19 protein-coding genes and 1 tRNA gene are annotated in these 19,918 nt (G+C 44.9%); 6 read left to right on the top strand and 14 right to left on the bottom strand.

The window, feature by feature from the left end:
• Nucleotides 1-89: 89 nt before the first annotated feature.
• The 4 genes from IM753_RS08015 to IM753_RS08000 all read right to left on the bottom strand — a co-directional run bounded on the left by IM753_RS08015 (nt 90) and on the right by IM753_RS08000 (nt 2,114).
• Nucleotides 90-713, bottom strand: a complete 624-nt coding sequence (locus IM753_RS08015) for an aminodeoxychorismate/anthranilate synthase component II (RefSeq protein ID WP_194109060.1) — start codon at nt 711-713, stop codon at nt 90-92.
• A gap of 54 nt (nt 714-767) precedes the next feature.
• The gene (gene rpiA, locus IM753_RS08010) at nt 768-1,460 is read right to left on the bottom strand and encodes a ribose-5-phosphate isomerase RpiA (RefSeq protein ID WP_065255892.1); all 693 of its coding nucleotides are present in this window, start codon (nt 1,458-1,460) and stop codon (nt 768-770) included.
• 107 nt (nt 1,461-1,567) lie between these two features.
• Entirely contained in the window at nt 1,568-1,876 is a 309-nt protein-coding gene (locus IM753_RS08005; protein ID WP_065255891.1) for a type II toxin-antitoxin system RelE/ParE family toxin, read from the bottom strand.
• A complete protein-coding gene (locus tag IM753_RS08000) occupies nt 1,851-2,114 on the bottom strand; it encodes a type II toxin-antitoxin system Phd/YefM family antitoxin (RefSeq protein ID WP_065255890.1) in 264 nt (87 codons plus the stop codon). Before IM753_RS08000 ends, IM753_RS08005 begins: the two co-directional genes overlap by 26 nt.
• Before the next feature lie 312 nt (nt 2,115-2,426).
• Between IM753_RS08000 and IM753_RS07995 the strand changes: the two genes are divergently transcribed.
• The 3 genes from IM753_RS07995 (at nt 2,427) to IM753_RS07985 (ending at nt 7,066) form a co-directional block, all read left to right on the top strand.
• Complete coding sequence (locus tag IM753_RS07995) at nt 2,427-3,881, top strand: pitrilysin family protein (protein WP_194109059.1); 1,455 nt, start codon at nt 2,427-2,429, stop codon at nt 3,879-3,881.
• A 558-nt stretch (nt 3,882-4,439) separates the two neighbouring features.
• Nucleotides 4,440-5,918, top strand: a complete 1,479-nt coding sequence (locus IM753_RS07990; protein WP_065255888.1) for a pitrilysin family protein — start codon at nt 4,440-4,442, stop codon at nt 5,916-5,918.
• A 431-nt stretch (nt 5,919-6,349) separates the two neighbouring features.
• On the top strand, nt 6,350-7,066 hold the full coding sequence (locus IM753_RS07985) for a 16S rRNA (uracil(1498)-N(3))-methyltransferase (RefSeq protein WP_062498474.1): 717 nt from the start codon (nt 6,350-6,352) through the stop codon (nt 7,064-7,066).
• On the opposite strand, the gene IM753_RS07980 is transcribed toward IM753_RS07985, so the two are convergent.
• From IM753_RS07980 to IM753_RS07945, 8 genes are all read right to left on the bottom strand, one after another.
• A complete protein-coding gene (locus IM753_RS07980) occupies nt 7,063-7,410 on the bottom strand; it encodes a RidA family protein (protein WP_062498475.1) in 348 nt (115 codons plus the stop codon). The genes IM753_RS07985 and IM753_RS07980 overlap by 4 nt on opposite strands.
• A gap of 172 nt (nt 7,411-7,582) precedes the next feature.
• On the bottom strand, nt 7,583-8,836 hold the full coding sequence (locus IM753_RS07975; protein WP_194109058.1) for a D-amino acid dehydrogenase: 1,254 nt from the start codon (nt 8,834-8,836) through the stop codon (nt 7,583-7,585).
• 120 nt (nt 8,837-8,956) lie between these two features.
• A complete protein-coding gene (locus IM753_RS07970; RefSeq protein WP_194109057.1) occupies nt 8,957-9,808 on the bottom strand; it encodes a CPBP family intramembrane glutamic endopeptidase in 852 nt (283 codons plus the stop codon).
• Nucleotides 9,809-10,696, bottom strand: coding sequence for an alpha/beta fold hydrolase (locus IM753_RS07965; protein ID WP_194109056.1), 888 nt, complete (start codon nt 10,694-10,696; stop codon nt 9,809-9,811).
• 113 nt (nt 10,697-10,809) lie between these two features.
• Nucleotides 10,810-10,894 (bottom strand) — tRNA-Leu (locus IM753_RS07960).
• A gap of 191 nt (nt 10,895-11,085) precedes the next feature.
• The gene (locus IM753_RS07955) at nt 11,086-13,485 is read right to left on the bottom strand and encodes a TonB-dependent receptor (RefSeq protein WP_227713110.1); all 2,400 of its coding nucleotides are present in this window, start codon (nt 13,483-13,485) and stop codon (nt 11,086-11,088) included.
• Nucleotides 13,486-13,610: 125 nt separating this feature from the next.
• Nucleotides 13,611-16,079, bottom strand: coding sequence for a TonB-dependent hemoglobin/transferrin/lactoferrin family receptor (locus tag IM753_RS07950; RefSeq protein ID WP_194109055.1), 2,469 nt, complete (start codon nt 16,077-16,079; stop codon nt 13,611-13,613).
• A gap of 94 nt (nt 16,080-16,173) precedes the next feature.
• Complete coding sequence (locus IM753_RS07945) at nt 16,174-16,317, bottom strand: hypothetical protein (RefSeq protein ID WP_194109054.1); 144 nt, start codon at nt 16,315-16,317, stop codon at nt 16,174-16,176.
• Nucleotides 16,318-16,612: 295 nt separating this feature from the next.
• Here IM753_RS07945 and IM753_RS12995 point away from each other — a divergent pair, with 295 nt between their 5' ends.
• The 3 genes from IM753_RS12995 to IM753_RS07930 all read left to right on the top strand — a co-directional run bounded on the left by IM753_RS12995 (nt 16,613) and on the right by IM753_RS07930 (nt 19,135).
• Nucleotides 16,613-17,275: a hypothetical protein gene (locus tag IM753_RS12995; protein ID WP_227713109.1), complete on the top strand. Its 663-nt coding sequence runs from the start codon at nt 16,613-16,615 to the stop codon at nt 17,273-17,275.
• Nucleotides 17,276-17,588: 313 nt separating this feature from the next.
• Nucleotides 17,589-18,173, top strand: coding sequence for an oligoribonuclease (gene orn / locus IM753_RS07935; protein ID WP_194109053.1), 585 nt, complete (start codon nt 17,589-17,591; stop codon nt 18,171-18,173).
• A gap of 35 nt (nt 18,174-18,208) precedes the next feature.
• Nucleotides 18,209-19,135, top strand: coding sequence for a matrixin family metalloprotease (locus IM753_RS07930; RefSeq protein WP_194109052.1), 927 nt, complete (start codon nt 18,209-18,211; stop codon nt 19,133-19,135).
• A gap of 11 nt (nt 19,136-19,146) precedes the next feature.
• On the opposite strand, the gene IM753_RS07925 is transcribed toward IM753_RS07930, so the two are convergent.
• Together IM753_RS07925 and IM753_RS07920 are read right to left on the bottom strand one after the other, a co-directional pair.
• A complete protein-coding gene (locus IM753_RS07925; RefSeq protein ID WP_194109051.1) occupies nt 19,147-19,503 on the bottom strand; it encodes a hypothetical protein in 357 nt (118 codons plus the stop codon).
• A gap of 123 nt (nt 19,504-19,626) precedes the next feature.
• The gene (locus IM753_RS07920) at nt 19,627-19,911 is read right to left on the bottom strand and encodes a hypothetical protein (protein ID WP_194109050.1); all 285 of its coding nucleotides are present in this window, start codon (nt 19,909-19,911) and stop codon (nt 19,627-19,629) included.
• Nucleotides 19,912-19,918: the final 7 nt, after the last annotated feature.

The raw sequence follows: 19,918 nt of genomic DNA, 5'->3' as shown, positions 1-19,918 counted from the left end.
TTTTTGGACTACTACAAATTTTTAAACGAATAGTTTTACCAAATTTGGGTGAATAAATTACCCCTACAATGCCATTTTTAAATAAAAAATCACGCCACCGTTGGCAAATTTTCATCATCTAACACAGCAAGCCCACAGCGTTTTAAAAAGTTATTAAAAAGCTGATAACCATGCTCGCTTAAAATGGATTCTGGATGAAACTGCACGCCTTCAATGTCTAGCTCTTTATGACGAACACCCATAATCTCACCCATAGAGCCGTCCGCATTTTGTGTCCAAGCGGTGATTTCTAGGCACTTAGGCAATGTGGTTTTGTCAATGACAAGCGAATGATACCGCACCACCGACACAGGGTTTGGTAAGCCGTGAAATACGCCCACATCGTCATGATACACGTCTGATAGTCGTCCGTGCATGACTTCGCCTGCTCGCACGACATCACCGCCAAAGGCTTGCCCAATGGCTTGATGACCCAAGCACACGCCCAAAATGGGAATCTTTCCGCCAAAATGCGTCAAAATCGGCACCGTAACCCCCGCTTCGGTTGGCGTACAAGGGCCTGGCCCTAGGATAATGGCTTGTGGGGCAAGGTCGGTTATCTCATCAAGGGTAATCTCGTTGTTGCGTTTTACCACAATGTCCTGCTTTAATTCGCCAAAATACTGAACAATGTTGTAAGTAAAACTACAATAATTGTCTATCATTAAGAGCATGTCAAATCCTTATTTTTATTTGTCTTATTTTTATTTGTCTTATTTTTATTTGCCTTATCTTGCCGTCTTGTCAAATTGCACCGTACTTACGCCATCATCGCCTGCTTTTAGCATGACGTGAGCCGATTGACTGGCAAAAATGCCGTTACACACCACGCCCACAATGTTGTTTAATGTGCTCTCTAGCTCGGCAGGGTCTGTGATGTCCAAATCATAGGTATCCAAAATCACATTGCCATAATCGGTGACAAATCCTTCCCGATACACAGGCTCGCCCCCCAGCTTGACCAGTTCACGAGCCACATAAGAGCGGGCTTGGGGCAACACTTCCACCGCCACGGGGAATTTGCCCAGTTTGGCGACGGTTTTGGAGTCGTCCACCATGCACACAAAGCGTTTGGACGCTGCCGCCACGATTTTCTCACGGGTCAATGCCCCGCCACCGCCTTTTATCATGTTGCCGTGAGCGTCTATCTCGTCTGCCCCGTCAATGTACAAGTCAAGCTCGCCCACCGTATTTAAATCAAAAATCTCAATGCCCAAGGCTTTTAATTTATCTTCGGTCACTTTTGAGCTTGCCACCGCCCCTTTTAGGCGAACCTGTGACAACAGCTCAATCAAGCAGTTTACCGTACTGCCCGTCCCCACCCCCAAAATCATGCCGTCTTCGACATAGGTAAGGGCGGATTTGGCAACGGCTTGTTTTTGGGCAAGTTTGGGGTCGGTGTGGGCTTGGGTGTTAGACATGATGATTCTCATAAAAATTTGGGGTTATTTTACGCTAAATTTAGCAAAAAATAAATCATAAAAAATCAGCTCTACCATACTAAATAGAGCCAAAGCCTATAAGTGCGTCAAATATTATCATACACCGTATCACGTCGTCCCACCGTAATCACAAGCACCACCAATTTATCATCCCTAACTTCATAAACCAAACGATAACCCACCTTACGAAGTTTGATTTTGTATAAATTCTTAGCATTTGCCCCGTGTAGTTTATTTTTGGGAATGTGTGGATTTAACAGCACTTTTTCTAGCTTTTTTAAAAATTGTTCGGCAATCGTGGCGTTTAATTTTTCAAATTCTTTTAACGCAGTTTCGTTAAATTCTAATTCATAAACACGATTTTCATCATTATTGGAATTTGGCTCGTAAGTCATCAATCGTTACCTTTACCGTTTTTTGGTTTTGCCGTTCGTTTGCCAATTTGATGAGCTCTTGGTCGTCCAATGCGTCTAACATTTTTTCGTATAAAGAAGCAGGCACGCAATAAAAAGCAGGGGTATTGCGATTTAAAATCGCCACAGGTTCGCCATTGGCGTGGGCGAGTGTATCCATGGGGCTTTTCTTTAAATCGCTGATACTGGCAACATAACGGCTATGGATTTGGTTTAGCATAATGGTATTTCTTTATTAAAAATATTTTAAAAGTGCTTTTTATAATACTTTTAAAAGCATTTTTTGTCAATCTTTTTCCCAAAATTGCCACCCACCCCAACTTATGCTAAACTATAACCTTTTGCAATTAGGAATTATCATGAAAAAATTCACGCTCATCATTGCCTTATGCCTGCCTTTAACGCTTGTGGCGTGCAGTGCCAATAACGGTCAAGGCGTACGCCCCACTGCCAGTATTTTGATTGGCAAATGATTTATCTTTAATGGGTAAAATTTCAAATCAATAAAACCGCCAAACTCATCGGAATGTCTATGAAAACCTTTAACCGCCTTGTTTTATCCTTATGCGTATCCTTGGGATTATTATCCCTAACCGCTTGCCAGCACGCCCCAACAGCCACGCCCCAAGCCCCAACCGCCCTTGCTACCACTCCCCAACAAGAGCTAAAACTGCTCGCCAACATTCACGAATACACGCTAGATAATGGCTTAAAAGTCGTCATTAAAGAAGACAAACGAGCCCCTGTGGTCATGACCCAGATTTGGTATGGCGTGGGGGCAAACGATGAGCCTGTGGGCAAGGGCGGATTGTCGCACTTTTTGGAACATTTAATGTTCAAGGACACGCCAAAGGTATCTAGCGATGAATTTAGCCGTCTTATCAGTCATTATGGCGGTAGTAATAACGCCTACACCAGTTCAGACGTTACCGTTTATCATGAAATTTTGCCCGCCAATCGCTACGCCCTAGCGTTGGAGCTAGAAGCCAATCGCATGAAAAACGTGCTGTTTAAACCTAAGCAGATAGAGAGCGAACGCCAAGTCGTCCAAGAAGAACGCCGTTCTCGCACGGACGACAACCCCATGGCAAAAGCGTGGGAGCGGTTTTCAGCATTTGTCTATGGCGACACGCCACGGGGTCGCCCCATTATTGGGAGCATGGCGGACATTGAAGGCTTGACCATGGATGACCTAAAACACTGGTACGCCACATGGTACGTCCCCAATAACGCCACGCTCGTCATCGTGGGCGACGTGGACAAAGACGAAGCCCTAACTCATATCAAAAAATATTTTGGCGACATTCCCAAAGGCGACCCCGTACCCGCCCGAGACCCTGCCCAATTCATCCACGCTGATGACCTAAATGCAGGCAAAGGCGGTGTGAGCGAACGCCATGTCGTCATCCAAGAAGCCGTCCAAGTTCCCACGCTGATTTTGGCATGGCAAGCCCCGACTGTATCTGGCCTAAAACTCACCAACCACCACACCGCCGACAACGAGCGAGAGCTGTTGGCATTGGGGCTGTTTGATGACGTGCTAAGTGGCGGAGCGTCTGGTCGATTTGCCAAAAATTTGGTCAAAAAAGAACTCGTTACGTCCGTATATAGTAGTTATGACAGTACAGGCTATGGGGACGGCTTTTTTATGGTCATGGCAACGCCAAAAGCAGGGGTGAGCCTTGATGAAACCAAACGCCTTGTCTTAGATGAGATAAAACGCACCATGGCCGACCCCATTGACCAAAAAGAGCTTGACCGTTCTATGGTTGCCACAAAAACCGCCTTGGTGTTTGCGTCCGAAGGCGTATCAGGGCAGGCGGATTTGCTGGGAATGCTAAAAAATGAAAATATCCCTTTTGGCAAAATCCAAGAAGAATTGGCAATTCTGCCCACCATTAGCACCGATGAAATTAAAAACGCAGGCAAAAAATACCTAAGTGATGAGCGTATGTATAGTGCTTATATTTTGCCAAAAGATGAATAATAGATTTAGGGTTTTAAAATGGGGTATTGTTCAATAAAAGACTTCCTGCAAAACCCTGAATTAAAGAAAACCGTTCGTGGTGAGCTTGTCGAACCATGACGGTTTTCCGCTACCCTTCGACAAGCTCAGGGTGAACGGAAAACTAGTTTTGCAGGAAGTTTAATAAAGATATATTTTAAAATTTAAACGTGTAGGGGCAATTTATTCGCCCAAAAATCAATCCGTTATCACAGGGCAAATGTGATTTGCCCCTACAAATCCCCCAAAGGTATGGTTAATTAACAATGCCAAAAATTGATAAAAATTATGGGTCAAATTTAAACAAAATAACGATTAAATTTTACCAAAATCATTTTATTGAAAAGATAAATAGGTATTGTTAAATTTGGATATTTTAAAATAGCGTATTGTTAAAAAACCCCATATTTTAAAATTTGGATAGTAGGGGCGAATCGCAATTCACCCAAAATCAATACATCAAAAACCACAAATCAACAATGCCAAAATGATTTATATAAAATCAACCATTAAAACCCCAACCCAATATCAGGAATTACCATGAAAAAACTTACCCCAATCGCCTTAGCCTTATTCCTTATCAGCCACACCACATGGGCGGACGGTCATCATCATGCCCCTGTCGCCCCAAGCGATAAGCCTTTGCCTGTGCTTGATAGCCTAAAAGATGACAAGCCATTGGATTTAAAAATCCCGCACATGGAGCGGTTTGATGTGGACGGCGTACCTGTGATTTTTACGCCCATTGATGAACTACCGATTTTGGACATTAGCTTGACCTTTAAGGGCGGTTCTGCCAAGGATGACACCATACGGGCGGACGGCTACGGCATTGCTGGCATGACCGCCACCATGATGACCCAAGGCACAACCCACCTAGATGAGAACACATTTGCCGAAAAAGCCGAACTGCTGGGCGTGGTATTTGGGGCGACTGCCTACCGAGACACGTTTGTTTATGCGTTTAGAAGTTTGTCGGACGACAAAGAGCTGTATCCTGCCCTTGATTTGTTTGCCGACATGATACAAAACCCCCGTTTTGATGAAACTATCCTAAAACGCAACCAAGCCCAAGCGGACATCGGTTTTGAGCGTGCCAAACAAGACCCCGCTCATGTGGCGAGTGTTGAGTTTTTAAAAACCATGTATGGCACGCATCCTTATGCCGTATCCACACATGGCACACAACAGAGCGTGGCGAGCATTAGCCGAGATGACCTAATCGCCTATAAAAACAAATACTTAACCAAAGGCAACGCCCACATCGCCATCACAGGCGACATCAGTGCCGATGATGCACGCACCATCGCCAAACGCCTGATAAATGCCTTGCCCCAAGGCGAGAGAGCCGCCGACTTGCCCACGCCCATCGCCCCCAAGCCACAGCACGTCCATATCCCCTATGACAGCACCCAAACGCACGTCTATATCGGACACATGGGCGAAAAAGAGACCAAAGATCCTGTGGAGCTACAAAACCGCACCAATTTTAGCCTTGCCAACAGCGTGCTGGCAGGGGGTGATTTTAATGCCCATCTTATGAAAGAGATTCGAGACAAGCACGGCTACACCTATGGCATCACAGGTGCTATGAATGTCTTTGATGAGCGTGGCTATTATCGTATCAGCTTTTCTACCCAATCGGACAAAGCAAAAGAGGCGATCATCAAAACCTTACAAGTCATTGAAAACACAAGAAAAAATGGCATAAAAGACAGTGAGTTTAACCTAGAACGCACCAGTCGTAAATACGCCTATCCCATGAGCCTTGCCACCAATACCGCCATTCACAACAAAGCATCTGAACTAAACTATGACAATTTGCCCGACAGTCATATCACCGATTATTTGGTGCGACTAGACAAGGCGACATTGGATACGGTCAATCAATCGCTAAATACCTATATCCGCCCTGATGAATTTATCATCGTTACCATTGGTAAAGAAAAACCTGATTTATCAAGTGTGTTTAAACAAGATAAAAAAGAGTCAAAAAAGGTTGATTTAAAAAAGAGATGAGTTATTTTTTGGATAAATGCGTAGGGGCAAATTGCAATTTGCCCAAATCATTATCAATTTATAATATCCATCTTTTAATATACACCTAACAAACTTAATATTTAACACAGGCTTTGTAGGGACTGGCTCCGCACGTCCTTTGATAACATGCCAATTTTTATAGGCGTGCACAGCACGCCCCTACACCCAAACTTCATTATGTTTGTGGTAATTTTAAAGCTTCTCGGGTGTAGTAAATTAACCCCAATTCACACCAATTCTACATTTTTAAACAATACTTTTGTAGGGGCGTGTTGAACACGCCCATTGGTGTATTTTTAAGTTAAACAATCATAAAATAAACATAAAATCGGCAAATAAAAATAAATGAAATATTAAATCATTTTATGGTTGCCAATTTATTTTTAATAAATCATTTCAAAGGCGATTTCATGCGTTTTTTTGTAGATATGCCCCTAGCCGTACATGACACGATAACCCTGCCTGATGACGTGTATCATCATTGGACAAAGGTTTTGCGGGCAAATATTGGTGATAGTGCCACACTTTTTAACGGGCAAGGGGGCGAATACACCGCCACGTTGACCCACATTGACAAAAAGTCCGCCCATGTGCGTATAGATGACTTTAACCCCACCAATCGCACCTTGTCTTACCGTGTTACCCTAATCCAAGCGATGAGTAAGGGCGAGCGTATGGATTACACCATTCAAAAGGCGTGTGAAATGGGCGTGTCCGCCATACAGCTCATCACCACCGAACGCTCCGAGCGACTCAGATATGAGCGTGATAACAAAAAACTTGCTCATTGGCAAAAAATCGCTGTCTCTGCCTGTGAGCAATGCGGGCTTAATATCATCCCTGCCATTTTGCCCCCTGTGGCACTTTCGGACTGCCTAGCAAGTTGTACCGATGAGCTAAAAATCGTCATGAGCCTAGCGGACGACGTGCACCGCTACACTCCAAAAGCCCCCTTGCCGTCCACGATAGGCATACTGGTCGGTTCAGAAGGCGGACTGTCCGATGATGAGATAGATGAGTGCCACAAGCATGGCTTTTTGTCGTGGACGATAGGCGAGCGGATACTTCGTACCGAGACGGCAGGGGTGGTGGCGTTGGCAGGGCTACAAGTGGTGGGGGTAGATTAGATGCCTGCCGTTACCACAATCTCAACCAGCCAGTTGGGATTTACCAAATTTGCCTGAACCGTGGCACGAGTGGGCGGAACGTTGCCTGCTATCCAAGCGGCGTATTCGGCATTAAATTCATCAAAATCTTCTAAATTTTTGATAAACACCTGTGCGGTCAAAAGGCGAGATTTGTCCGTGCCTGCCTTGACTAAGGCTTTGTCAATGTTGGCTAGGACTTCACGAGTTTGTCCGACGATATCAAGGCTGTCATCATCAGGTACTTGCCCTGCCAAATAGACCACGCCATTATAAATGGCAATTTCGGTGATGGTGTCGTTGCTGTCAATTTTTTGAATGTTCATAACATTTTCCTTAAAAATAAATGGTGTTGTTCAATAAAGAAACATTTTAAAATTTGGACGTGTAGGAGCAAATTGCAATTTACCCAAAAATCAACGTTTTATCAAAGAGTAAATGTGATTTGCCCCTACAAATCCACCCAAAGGTGTGTTAATTAACAATATCAAAACTACATTACTTCTGATAACGGCTCATATCTAAGCCTTCCAATGAAATCTCGGTTTGTTTGCCCATGATGATATCAGAAAGCAGTTTACCAGAACCGCACGCCATCGTCCAGCCAAGCGTGCCATGTCCTGTATTGATGAATAGGTTGTCAAATTTGGTCGCCCCAATGATGGGTGTGCCATCTGGGGTCATCGGACGTAGCCCTGTCCAAAATTTGGCATTTGGCAGGTCGCCACCGTCAAACAGGCTTTTTGTAACCATCTCTAAAGTCTCGCGGCGGGCAGGGTTTAATGACAAATCAAAGCCCGACAGCTCTGCCATGCCACCTACCCGAATGCGATTGTCAAAACGGGTGATGGCGATTTTGTAGGTCTCATCAAGCACGGTAGAGATGGGGGCTTTGGTCTCATCGATGATGTCAGCGGTCAGCGAATACCCCTTGACAGGATAGACGGGCAAATTCAGCCCAAGTGGTAAGAGCATGGCACGGCTATAACTGCCCATCGCCATCACATAGCCGTCTGCTGTCAGCGTTTCGCCACCTGCAATAATGCCTTTGATGGTTTGATTTTCAAAGATGATGTTGTCAATGTTTGTGTCAAATTTGAACGTCACGCCAAGCGATGTACAATGCTCGGCTAGGCGTTTTGTAAATAGATGGCAGTCGCCTGTTTCGTCATTGGGCAGTCGTAGCCCACCTAACAAATTGGCACTGGCATGGGCAAGAGCAGGCTCGGCATTGACAAGCCCATCTGCGTCCAGTATCTCATAAGGCACGCCACATTCTTCTAGTACTTTGGTGTCAAGGTGCATGGCTTGGATTTGGGCAGGTTTACGAAACAGCTGTACCGTGCCACCTGTACGATGTTCATAACCAACACCAATCTCATCACGCAAAGTACCAATACAGTCACGGCTGTACTCAGATATCCGCATCATGCGTTCTTTGTTGATTTGATAGCGTATGGCGTTACAGTTGGCGAGCATTTGACGCATCCATGCCATCTGAAAGGATGTGCCATCAGGGCGAATGGCAAGGGGGGCGTGTTTTTGCATGAGCCATTTGACCGCCTTTTGGGGGATTTTGGGGGCAGCCCAAGGCGTGGAGTAGCCGGGGGAGATTTGTCCAGCATTGGCAAAACTTGTCTCCATCGCCACATCAGACTGGCGGTCTATGACGGTAACATTTGCCCCTGCTTTGGCAAGATAATATGCGGTGGTCGTGCCAATCACGCCCCCGCCCAAGATGATGATGTCCATAAAATACCTTGATGATGACTTGCAAGTGAATTGGGATGTTTTTGCCCAGTTAAAGTCTGTAATTAGGGTGTGCCTATAAATAGTATAACAAGCTCTGATGATAAAGAAAAGGGCTTTGTGTCAGCTTGCCAAATACACCGCCATCGCCACGCCGTTATTGACCATGTGCATGAGTATTGCCATGATGAGTCCGTATTGGATACGAATATAGCAAAACAGCAACGCCATGGCAAAGATGACTGCCATGCCAAGCAGGTCGTATTGTAGATGAACGAGCGTAAAGAGCAGACTGCTTATGAGACTTGCCATGAGTGTGGGCTTGGCGATGGTAAAACCGACCAGACGAATGGGGATTTGCTCGGCACGATGGCGATGAAGCAGTCCGCCAAATATCAGCCCCCGAAACACCAGTTCTTCATAGATGGGGGCAACCACCACGATGGCGAATATGAGCAGGGGCAGGGATTCATCTGTGATAAGCCCATCCAAAAAATCCATGGGCGAGCTGTCCAAGGCGGTCAAGATAAGCTCACTCATCGCCATAAATGTTATCATACTCACTAGGCTGACGACAAAGCCCCGAACGCCCATCGCCTTTATCCCAAAAAACTGCCAAACAGCCCCCCAGTGATGAGCCAATGGGGGCTGATGGGGTGTGCTGTGGCGTGCTGTTTTGCTTTTGAATAACACCAAGCCCACGGCAAACAGCGTAAAGGCTAGGGCGGTGATGACAACCGAGATGGCGACCACCACGCCGTTATTGGAGTCGAGCATGATGAGCGTGGCGACATCCAGACTGCCTGCCTGCTCATAATAAGCCAATGAGCCGATATACACGCCAATGATTTGCAGGGCAAACATGCCAAACAGGCAAAATAAGCACAGCCCCACCACGCCCACTGTCGAAAAAGAAATGGCAGGGCGTGGGGATGACTTGCTCATCTGCGGGTCGGTTAGGTCATGATGGGGCATTTAGCGAGCCTTGATTTGTTGGGCGATGGTGTCTAGCACGAGATGGGCGGTGCTGTCGGGCGTCTCCAAGGGGAACATGTGCGAGCCGTCCACATAGATAACAGGCACGCCCCAGCGGTCATGGATGGCGTGGTATGAACCCATGTGGGTGAAGTGGCTGTCCTTGCCAGCGATGAGCGTGGTAGGGCGGTAGATGGTCAGTGACTTAGCCCAGTATAGAGACGGAATGGTGCGAAAGATGGCAAGCTCGACCGCCTTGGGGATGGCGAGCGTGAATTTGTCGTCTGTGGCGGTCAGCCCGTGCTGGATATAGCCTTCAAAGGTGCGTGAGTCAAAGGCTCTAAACAGTCCCTTTTGGCGTAGGCTGTCATGGGCGGTCTGCCTGCTGTCAAAGGTATCTTTGCGGTATTTGGATTTGCTGGCAGGCGAGATTTTATCAACAAAATAATGTTGAGACCCTGTCAAGGGACATAGGGCGTCATCCATGATTTTGGAGAGCTGATAAATTAGGCTCATTTTGCCCATGAGTAAAGATGGGTCAAGGGCGATGAGCTGACTGATGTGCGTAGGGTCTTTGTCGTATGCCTGCATGGTCGTTACTGCCCCCACAGAATGCCCCACAGCAACAACATGTGGCACACTGTGTTTTTGGCAGGTCTGATGAATGTTGTCTAGTACCTGATGGGTCAGTTTTTGCCAGTGATTATCTGGCGGATAATCAGGATGCATGCCAAAGAGTTTAATATACTCAATGCTAAATACCCTCTCCCAATGCTCAAACAATGATGTGTAGACTTGGGCGGGAAAGCCATTGGCATGAACGAAGTGCAAAACAGGTTTGCCTGTCAAGGTAGATTTGGGTAGGGTGTCAAAAGGCGTGGTTGTCATGGCATGTCCTACAAGAGATGGATGAAGTACATTTATTATTGTGTTTATAAGAACAGATGTCAAGAAATTTGCACACAAAAAAACTCAACCGCATTCACGATTGAGTTAAAACATGGTGGGGACGGAGAGACTCGAACTCTCACAGGTCGCCCCGCTGGAACCTAAATCCAGTGCGTCTACCAATTTCGCCACGTCCCCAATTGGTCGCTCATTATACAGCAGTATGATAAGATGTCAAGTTTTTTATTGCAGTTTTTTAAAAATATGGCTAAAAATATGGCGAGCAAACAGCATGCCAAATTGGGCTTTGACCATCTTTGATTTGCCATCAAAAAACCATCGAGAATATGGTTTGCCACGATGGTTTTTGATTTGGATTTTATGATTTGTCAAAATTTGAAATTTGCCCCGAGCATAAAGTTTCGCCCCATTTGTGGCATGTCTGGGAAAAATGTCTCGTGAGCAAAGACTTTATCGTTTAATAGATTATTGGCATTAAAAAATACCTGAACCGAGCCTGCTTGATGGCTTGGCTTGTGCTGATAGTTAAGCCCCAAATTCACCAAGTTGTGAGCTGGGGTTGGGCGTTCAAAATTCGCCAATTTATCTTGTTTAAAGGTATGGCGATATTCCAAAGACCCTGACCAATTTGCATTAACATTGGCGGTTAATTTCATGCCAAGGCGTTTTGGTGGCAGTCTTGGCGTATGACTGTCTGGCTGTTTGATGAGAGGACGGTTGCCATACGCATCGGTTCTGCCTTGTTTGTCAGGCAAATTGGTGAGTTTGCCACGAATATAATCACCAAATAACGCCACATGATACACATCATTAATCTGATAACCGATGTTGGCATCAAATCCATAAAATTTCGCCGCTGCTTGTTCATAGCGTGCGGTTTTTAAGTCTTTATCATGACGCATGCCACGCAAACCTTGCTTATACTGCGACAATGTTTGTAAAAACACATAGTTATCAAAATCATAATGATAGCCACCAAGACGGTAATCCCATTTATCACCTTGAAATGTCAGCCCCAAATCAATGTTGTTGGATTTTTCTTTGTTTAAAAAGCGGTTACCAATTTCAAAAGAGTTGGTGGCAAGGTGCATGCCGTGAGCATACAATTCCTGAGCATTTGGCAGGCGTTCTTGATGCGACAGATTCAGCGATAATTTATGTTTGGGCGTTAATTGTAAATGCGTCCCAACAGCATAAGAGCGTGCGGTTTGTTTTTGGGGGTTTAGAGTACCGCTGTCAAGCAATCGTTTAAAACGTATGTCTGGTTCATGAGCGGTTGCCAAACCTAAGTTTAAGCTCTGATAAATGGCTTTTTTGTCATAATCCATGGTGATGGTTTGTTTTTCAATGCGAGCGGCGGCGTCAACTGTCAGCTTGTCATTGGGCTTGTATTCTTCAAACCAAAACACACTGCCTGTCTTGGTTTTATTATTATGTAAGATGTTTTGGGTGTCTTGTTTATTGCCATCTTCATAGCGAGGTGGCACAAGTCCGCTGTTTTTTGAGGTGAGATAACCGACCCCAAACACCCCGCTAAACTTGCCCATCGGCGTATGAATGGGGGTATGTGAGGCTTCCAGACGCCACACATTGGCTTGATTGTCAAAAAAGCTGGTCTTCTCACCCCCATCTATCTCATCATGATGATAATCTGCTTTGCCCATGCTGGCTCGGATTTTATCAATGCCAGCAAACGGTGCATTGATTTGCCCTTGCACATCATAACGCTTCATTTTCAAATCAATCCACGGTTTGCCATGCTCGTGGTCATGAGCATGGTCATCATGTGTATGGCATTCAAGCCCTGCATTGTCAAACTCTAAGTCATCATTTTCCATCAAAAAAGGATACAAACGCAAATATGGCTTGTATTGTAAGGCGGACTGAGAAATGCCATGTACGCTACATTCTTCATATTCATGTGAATGGTTGGGCAGGCCATATTTGTCTCGGCGTAAGCTCACCGATGCCCCCAAAAAGCCTTGATTGCCAACCCATGACACGCCAAGCGTTCCTGCTTGTGATTTGGCATGGCTGTCTGGCAGATGTTTTAAAGTGTCTTTATAGATGAATTCTGGCTGAGTGTCATCGTATTCAGATTCTTCGTTAAAGACATGGCGGTCAAAGCGTGGCGTTTTATAATCTGCTGCTTGTTTGGACAGCCCTGCAACACGCACCGCCACATGCTCTCCCAGTGGGGCTTCGGCGCTGGCGGTGATTAATTTTTCACGGTTGGCACTGCTAAGACGCACCGCCAAATCACCTTGTAATTTGCTGGGCAATTTGCTGGGTATTTTGTCATCAACGACATTGACCACGCCTGCTGAGTTGCCAGAGGCGTACAACAATGCACCAGAGCCTCGCACAATCTCCACCTGTTTTGCCAGTGTGGTATCCACCGCTATGGCATGGTCTGGCGATAACCCAGACATGTCCACAACCTCTGAGCCGTTTTGTAGGATTTTCAGGCGTTTACCCTCCTGCCCACGAATGATGGGGGCTGAGGCACCGCCACCAAAATGGTTAGAATGAACACCAAGCTCGCCTGCCAAAGCATCGCCTAGGGTGGTTGCGCGCTGTTTTAGCGCTTCACTTTTTATAACCGTGTCGCCGACTTTGCGTACGCCTCCCAAAGCAAGACTTTCTAAGGGTTGGTGCTTAATATTAATGATTTCATGCTCAAGTTGAACCGTCGGTACATCATCGGCGAGGGCATGATGGCTTAAAATCAGTAAAATAGCCAACGGCAAACGCTTATAAGCAGTCATAAGAAAATCTCCATTAATCAAAAATAAATATTATAACATAACATTAAATATAGTTACAATATAACAAAATAATTGACAAATAAAAAAAACCCGCCATCAGGGCGGGCTTTGTTACTGAGTATTAACTAGAACTCATAGGTTAGCGATAACGCGTAGTTACGACTAGGGGCATAAAACCGCTCTAAGCCTTGACCTTGTCTGTCCACCGAATTGCTTGCCCCTGCCTTGCCTTGGTCAAGTGAGTTAATGCCACGCAAGCTGTCCCAAGTGTGGTATTTTTTATCAAAGACGTTGTAAATCCCTGCACGCAAAGTAACATTATCTTTGATGTTGTAATAACCAAACACATCAAACGTTACCGCAGATTTATTAAGCCATTTGTAGTTTTCAACTGTGGTGTCAGGTACTTCTGTCAAACACGTTGATGTGTCTTGACCGTACCAGTCTTTTTTGTATTCTAAACAATTGGATATTGCACGCACATATTGAGCATCTTTGGCTTTTTTGCCACCCATGTAGGTTGTGCGAGTAAACACGCCCCATTTGTCCGTTGGGCTTTCATAGTCAAGTCCTAAAACCGCTTTCATGGGTTGGATAGAGAGTAAACTGGCATTTTGTAACCCTGATAATTTGCCACGGCTATAACCGACATTCAAAGACCCTTTAAACCCTGTGGGCAGGGGCGTTACTTTGTCTAGTGCCAACTCACCTTTAAATTCAATGCCAGAAATATGGGCTTTGTCTGCATTCACCATTTGTTGATAATAGGTTGGATAAGCTTTTCGACACGCATCACCACCCCAATAATCACAAAAAATTTCATCGTAGTTTTTGTTGGGTTCGTACTTGATTGTCTCTGTTTCAAACAAAAAGTCTTTGTAATTGCTGTGATAAATGCCCACGTCTAGCTTGCCATAATCGCCGTTGCCTTGCAAAAATAGCGTGTGATTTAGGCTTTTTTCGGTTTTTAGGGTAGGGTTTGCTGACCAGTTGCCAAAGCCACTTTGGAATGTAAAAAACATCTCGGACGATGTGGGATTACGATAGCCTGTACTGGCAAGATAGCCCGCTCGCCATGTGTCATTTAGGCGTTTGTCCACACCAAACTGTCCTGTCCAGTTTTTAAAGGTTGCTCCATTCATATCTACATTCTCGCACAATACCCCAAAGCCGTACTTTTTGCCACAAGTAACATCAAGGGGTTGTGGTTTGATTTTTTCATGGTCGTAGCGTAGCCCTGCATTGACCGACCAAGCATTACCAAAGCGGATATTATCCTGCAAGGTAAAGCCGTATTGACGGGTGTTCATGGGGTGCTGAATGGTGTAAATCTCACGGTCAGTCATCACGCCTGCACTGTTATAGATGTCATCGATGTTGATGTTTTTAAAATCTCGTTCGGCAACAAACACTTTGGCACTCATGCGATGTTCGGTGTTTTTAATGCCAAAAGTCGGCGATTCTACCCCAATGCTTAGACGTTTGTATTTGTTGTTAAATAATCGGTCGTCCAGATTGACAAGGTGTGTGCGACTGTTATCGCGCCAGTTTTTATTACCCTTATAATTGATAGAACGGTTATCGACTTTTTGATAATCAATGTCGGTGCGGATTTTGCTTAAAAAGTTGGTATTTAGTAGCCATTCATGATAAAGATTAGTGTTGGTAATGTCTTGCTTATCGGTAGCATCACGCCAGTACGATGTTAGCGAATATGAATGCTCGGTGGTATCCGATAAAATTTTCGCTCCATTGACTGATAAGCCGACTCTGTGGTCGTCATTGATTTGCCAGCCCAATTTTGCCAAATAGCTCTGATTTTTGTGCTTTTCGGGGTCGGGTGTCATGCGTGAAGCCCCATAGGTGGCGTACTCTTGACAAGCGGATTCGCTATAACAGCTGTACCAAGGCGTAACATCACTGCCACGACTTTCAGTCTCACGCCCACGTCTTTGGGAATATACAAGTGCCATGTCTATGATGCCGTTATCATAACCCATGCCAAGCGTGTGAAACCATTCGTTATTTTTGGTGGCGTATCCTGTGCGATATATTCCGCCAAAATCCCCACTTTGAATCAAATCGCTCGCTTGCAAGGTGCGATAGTTCACACCCCCGCCCAAACTGCCCCCACCCATGTTAAAAGAGTCAGCACCTTTGACCATGTCGATACCACGAACCAGCTCAGAGTCTAGCGTAACCCGAGAGCTGTTAAAGTTGCCATAACGCTCATACAGTGAGTTTTCTTCTGAATCAGGAATACTCACCCCGTCAATGGCGACTGCCACTCGGTTGCCTTCCACCCCACGCATGGCAAAACCTTTTAAACGGCGACCGCTATCAGCAATACCGACATCAGGGCTATAACGCACTAAATCTTTGGTGTTTTGGATAAGTTCTTGGTTTAGCTCTTGCCTAGTAATGATTTCTTTGCCCACTTCCTCTTGGGGCGTGCGACTAATAGTAATCGTCTCATGTCCAAGATGAACTTTGGGTTCTGGGCTGTCATCAGCATGAGCCTGTATGGTGTGGCACATCATGATGGGGATGAGTAGGGCGAGCAATGATTTTTTGGGAAAGTTGTATTGACGCATAGAGCCATGCCTATAAAAATAAAACAAAAGTCCTGTGGGTATTATCAAGCTGTAAGATTAGGGCGTGCCTGCCCTTTATAACACTATTCACAATTCAGATATATTTTAGAAATAAATTAATCGTTTTTGCATGAAAAATGGTTAAATCTTGTTTTTCATCGTCAAAAGCTTGTTTGATAGAACGACTATCAAGCTTCACTTTTTCCTTGAAAAACGGGCGATTTTTCTCATTTTTCATTGCAAATACAAAAGGCAGGCATGCCCTACATACAAAATGACAACAAACAAGGCATTTTACCTTAAAAAATTATCTTTGTAAATAATAACAGTTATTATCTTTATATTTATTTGTAAAAATCTAGCAAATGCTTTTATTTGATGTTTGGGTGTTTATCGCTTAAAAAAATAAGCGTATGATGATGGATAAAAGGGAAATACAGCTTGGCAGTTTACTTGAAATTTGCCGACATAACCGCCATAATATAAGGATGGTTTTTAATGATATATAAAGTACGCTAAGAGTAGGCAATCTTATGGCAAAGCAATCCGACAAGCAGGCAGAGCAGGGCGTGATGACAGATGATGTGTCTGTCTCTACCCAAACGCACTCGCAAGACAAACCCAAACGCACCCGCAAGAAAAAAGACCCAGCAGATGTCGCCCTTGATGTACAAGTAGGCGATGTGTCAGCGGTGAGCGACACCGCAGACCAGCCAAAAAGCACAAAAGCAAAAGTCAAGGCAGACCAAAACAAGCCAAAACAAGCCAAAACCAGTCAGATCAAAAACACCCAAGATACTGACAATCAAGCCAAAAGCCAAACCGACAATCCAACTGCCAAGCCAAAACGCACCCGCAAAAAAGCGGTCAAGGCAGACATCAGCGAAGAAGCTCACGCACAGCAGGGCAATGAGTCAGCCACGGATGAGCGGGGCAGACCACGTTTTGGTGCCAAAGAAGCCATTTTGGAATTTGTTGAAGTGGAGAGTGGCTCGCTCGTCCTGCGAGAAGTAGGGACGGATGAAGCGTTGGTGAGCATTGCCTTTGCTGATAAGGTCAAGGACATGGTCGGGGCGGAGCACATCCAAAGTATCGGACAGCACATGATTTCGGCGGCGATAGCCACGGTCATGGAACGCCAAATGCGACAATACCATGCCCATGTCTATGACGAAGCCCCCAAGCGATTTAGTTGATTGGTTGGTTAGGGCGTGCCTGCCCTTTATAACACTATTTACAACATAGAAATATTTTACAAATAAATCAATCGTTTTTGCATGAAAAATGGCTAAATCTTGTTTTTCATCGTCAAAAACTTGCTTGATAGAATAACTATCAACCTGCGTTTTTTCCTTGAAAAACGTGCGATTTTTCTCGTTTTTCATTGCAAATACAAAAGGCAGGCACGCCCTAAAAATGGGGCGGTTGTCCCATTTTGTTTTTATTCCTTGCTTTTTCCTTTATAATATCAGATTATCCAAGAGATAATTCACCCAAATTAGGAACATCATGTCCAAGATTTATATCACGCACCCCAAACCGACCCAAAAACCCAAAAAAGCACTCATTTGGATTGACCTAGAAATGACAGGGCTTGACACCCAAAAAGATGAGATTATTGAGATTGCGACCATTGTTACCGATGACAATCTCAACATTCTTGCCGAAGGTCCTGTCTTTGCCATCAAAGTGCCTGATACGGTGCTAAACGGCATGGACGAATGGTGCACCCGCCAGCACCGAGAATCGGGTCTTACCGACCGTGTTCGCCGTAGCACGGTAACGTTGGCAGATGCCGAGCAAGCGACCATTGAGTTTTTATCAAAGTGGGTAGATAAAGGGGTATCACCCATGTGTGGCAACTCCATTTGTCAAGACAGACGGTTTTTGGCAAGACAAATGCCTGAGCTAGAAGCATTTTTTCATTATCGCAACTTAGATGTGTCTAGTGTCAAAGAGCTGTGCTATCGCTGGCGACCCGATGTCGCTCGTGGCTATCAAAAGGGCGGTACGCATTTGGCATTAGATGATATCCGTGATTCTATTCGTGAGTTACGTCATTATCGTGAGCATTTTTTTAAATTGTTGGATTGATTTAGCGGTAATTATTCTTTGATTTGAATAAATAAATGACATTGTTAAAAATCATTCGGCTGATGATATTGGCAGGCGTGGTGTTGGTGCTTGGGTTTTTCTCGTATCAGACCCACACCGAGCCACAGGTTCGCCACAACAGTTTGATTCATCGGCTGACTTATCCGACCGATTTGCGAGTGCGGTATCGTATTGGCGATGTGGACGAGCGTTTTGGGTTAAGTCATGACGAAGTCAAACGCCTTGCTCATGAAGCGGTGATGATATGGCATGACGGCACGGGTCGGCAGTGGTTTGTCTATGATGACAGTGCAAAAGTGAGTATCAATCTCATCTATGATGAGCGACAAATGGAGACCACGGCACGCCAACAAATCAAGCAGGAGCTAGATACCCTACAACAAAATCACAGGCGAGACTCGGACAATCTGGCACGCCAAAGACAGGCGTTGCACGATGAGTTTAGCCGTCTGCAAACCGAGCTGACCGCTTGGCAAGAGCAATATAACCACACCATTCATCTCATTAATCACACCCATGACCCAAACGAACGCCAACGCTTGCTAGGCATAGAAAAGCAGTTGCGAGCCAATCAACAAGCCCTAAATGCCAAGATTGATGTTTATCGGCTCTCCCAAGACGCCTTTAACCAAGCGGTAGATGACATCAATCACAAGGCAGGACATATCAATCACGCCATTGACCACGCCAATGCTCGCCTAACGCCCCGAGAGTTTCATAAGGGGCAGTTTGATGGGCATAAGATTGATATTTATGAATTTGAAAGTATTGATGATTTGCGGTTGGTGCTGGCTCATGAGTTGGGTCATGCCCTTAGTATCGGGCATAATGACGACCCCACTGCTCTTATGTACCCCTATGCCAATGAGCAGGATTTGCATAATTTTGAGCTAAAACAGGCGGACATTGATTTGTTAAATGAGCGGACGTTGTATCGGTAGTTTATTGTTAATTAAAAGAATTTTTGTTTAATATAATTCACTTTTGGCAAATTCACATCATGGCTGTCATGATACGCTTGCATGGTGTGTATGATGTCGCCTACGATATGATTTGCTCGCTCGTTACCCACGCCAAATAGATTGCCAACATAACCAATCGTGCCTTTGTGCTTTTTATAATAAAGATCGTCATCGCTAAACTCTACATGATACAACACGATTTTGTACCATGTTTGGGTGCGTTGTTTTAGCTTAGCATGATAAATCCTATCAAAACCGATGACTGTTTTTTCACGGTCGGTATAATGCTTGACAAAAGCGATATGTTCTTTATCAATCTCAATTATCGTCCCATGATGTCGCCACATAAAAATATGAGCGTACAATAAAAACAAAGCAAATCTGGCAAATATAGTCTGCCAACTTTGAAATAATACTGTGTCAAACTCGCTCGTAGTACTACTTGTACAACTTCGCTCGTTTTCCTTGTCTTATTTCAAATTTGTTTGACTATAATAAAAAATCACCGTAACGGGCAGGGCGTTCCAAAACGACTGATTGCCCATAAAGACATTGAGCCACACATTGCCAAAGCTGATTGCCAGCACACCAAATACCAACAACGTTGGCAAATGCTGTAACAATACCACGCTGTCATCAAACTCATGGCAAATCGGGTAATTTCTAGGGTGCTTTGGGTAAAACTCATACATGACCGAAAAGCCGTCTTTGGCGATGTCGGCGGTTTTACCGTCCGTGTGGGTGGGGATTGGCATGGCTAGA

It is taken from the genome of Moraxella sp. K127, from assembly GCF_015223095.1.
Taxonomy (GTDB): domain Bacteria; phylum Pseudomonadota; class Gammaproteobacteria; order Pseudomonadales; family Moraxellaceae; genus Moraxella.
The sequence above is the reverse complement of the archived record's forward strand: the minus strand, read 5'-3'. Positions and strand labels throughout refer to the sequence as shown.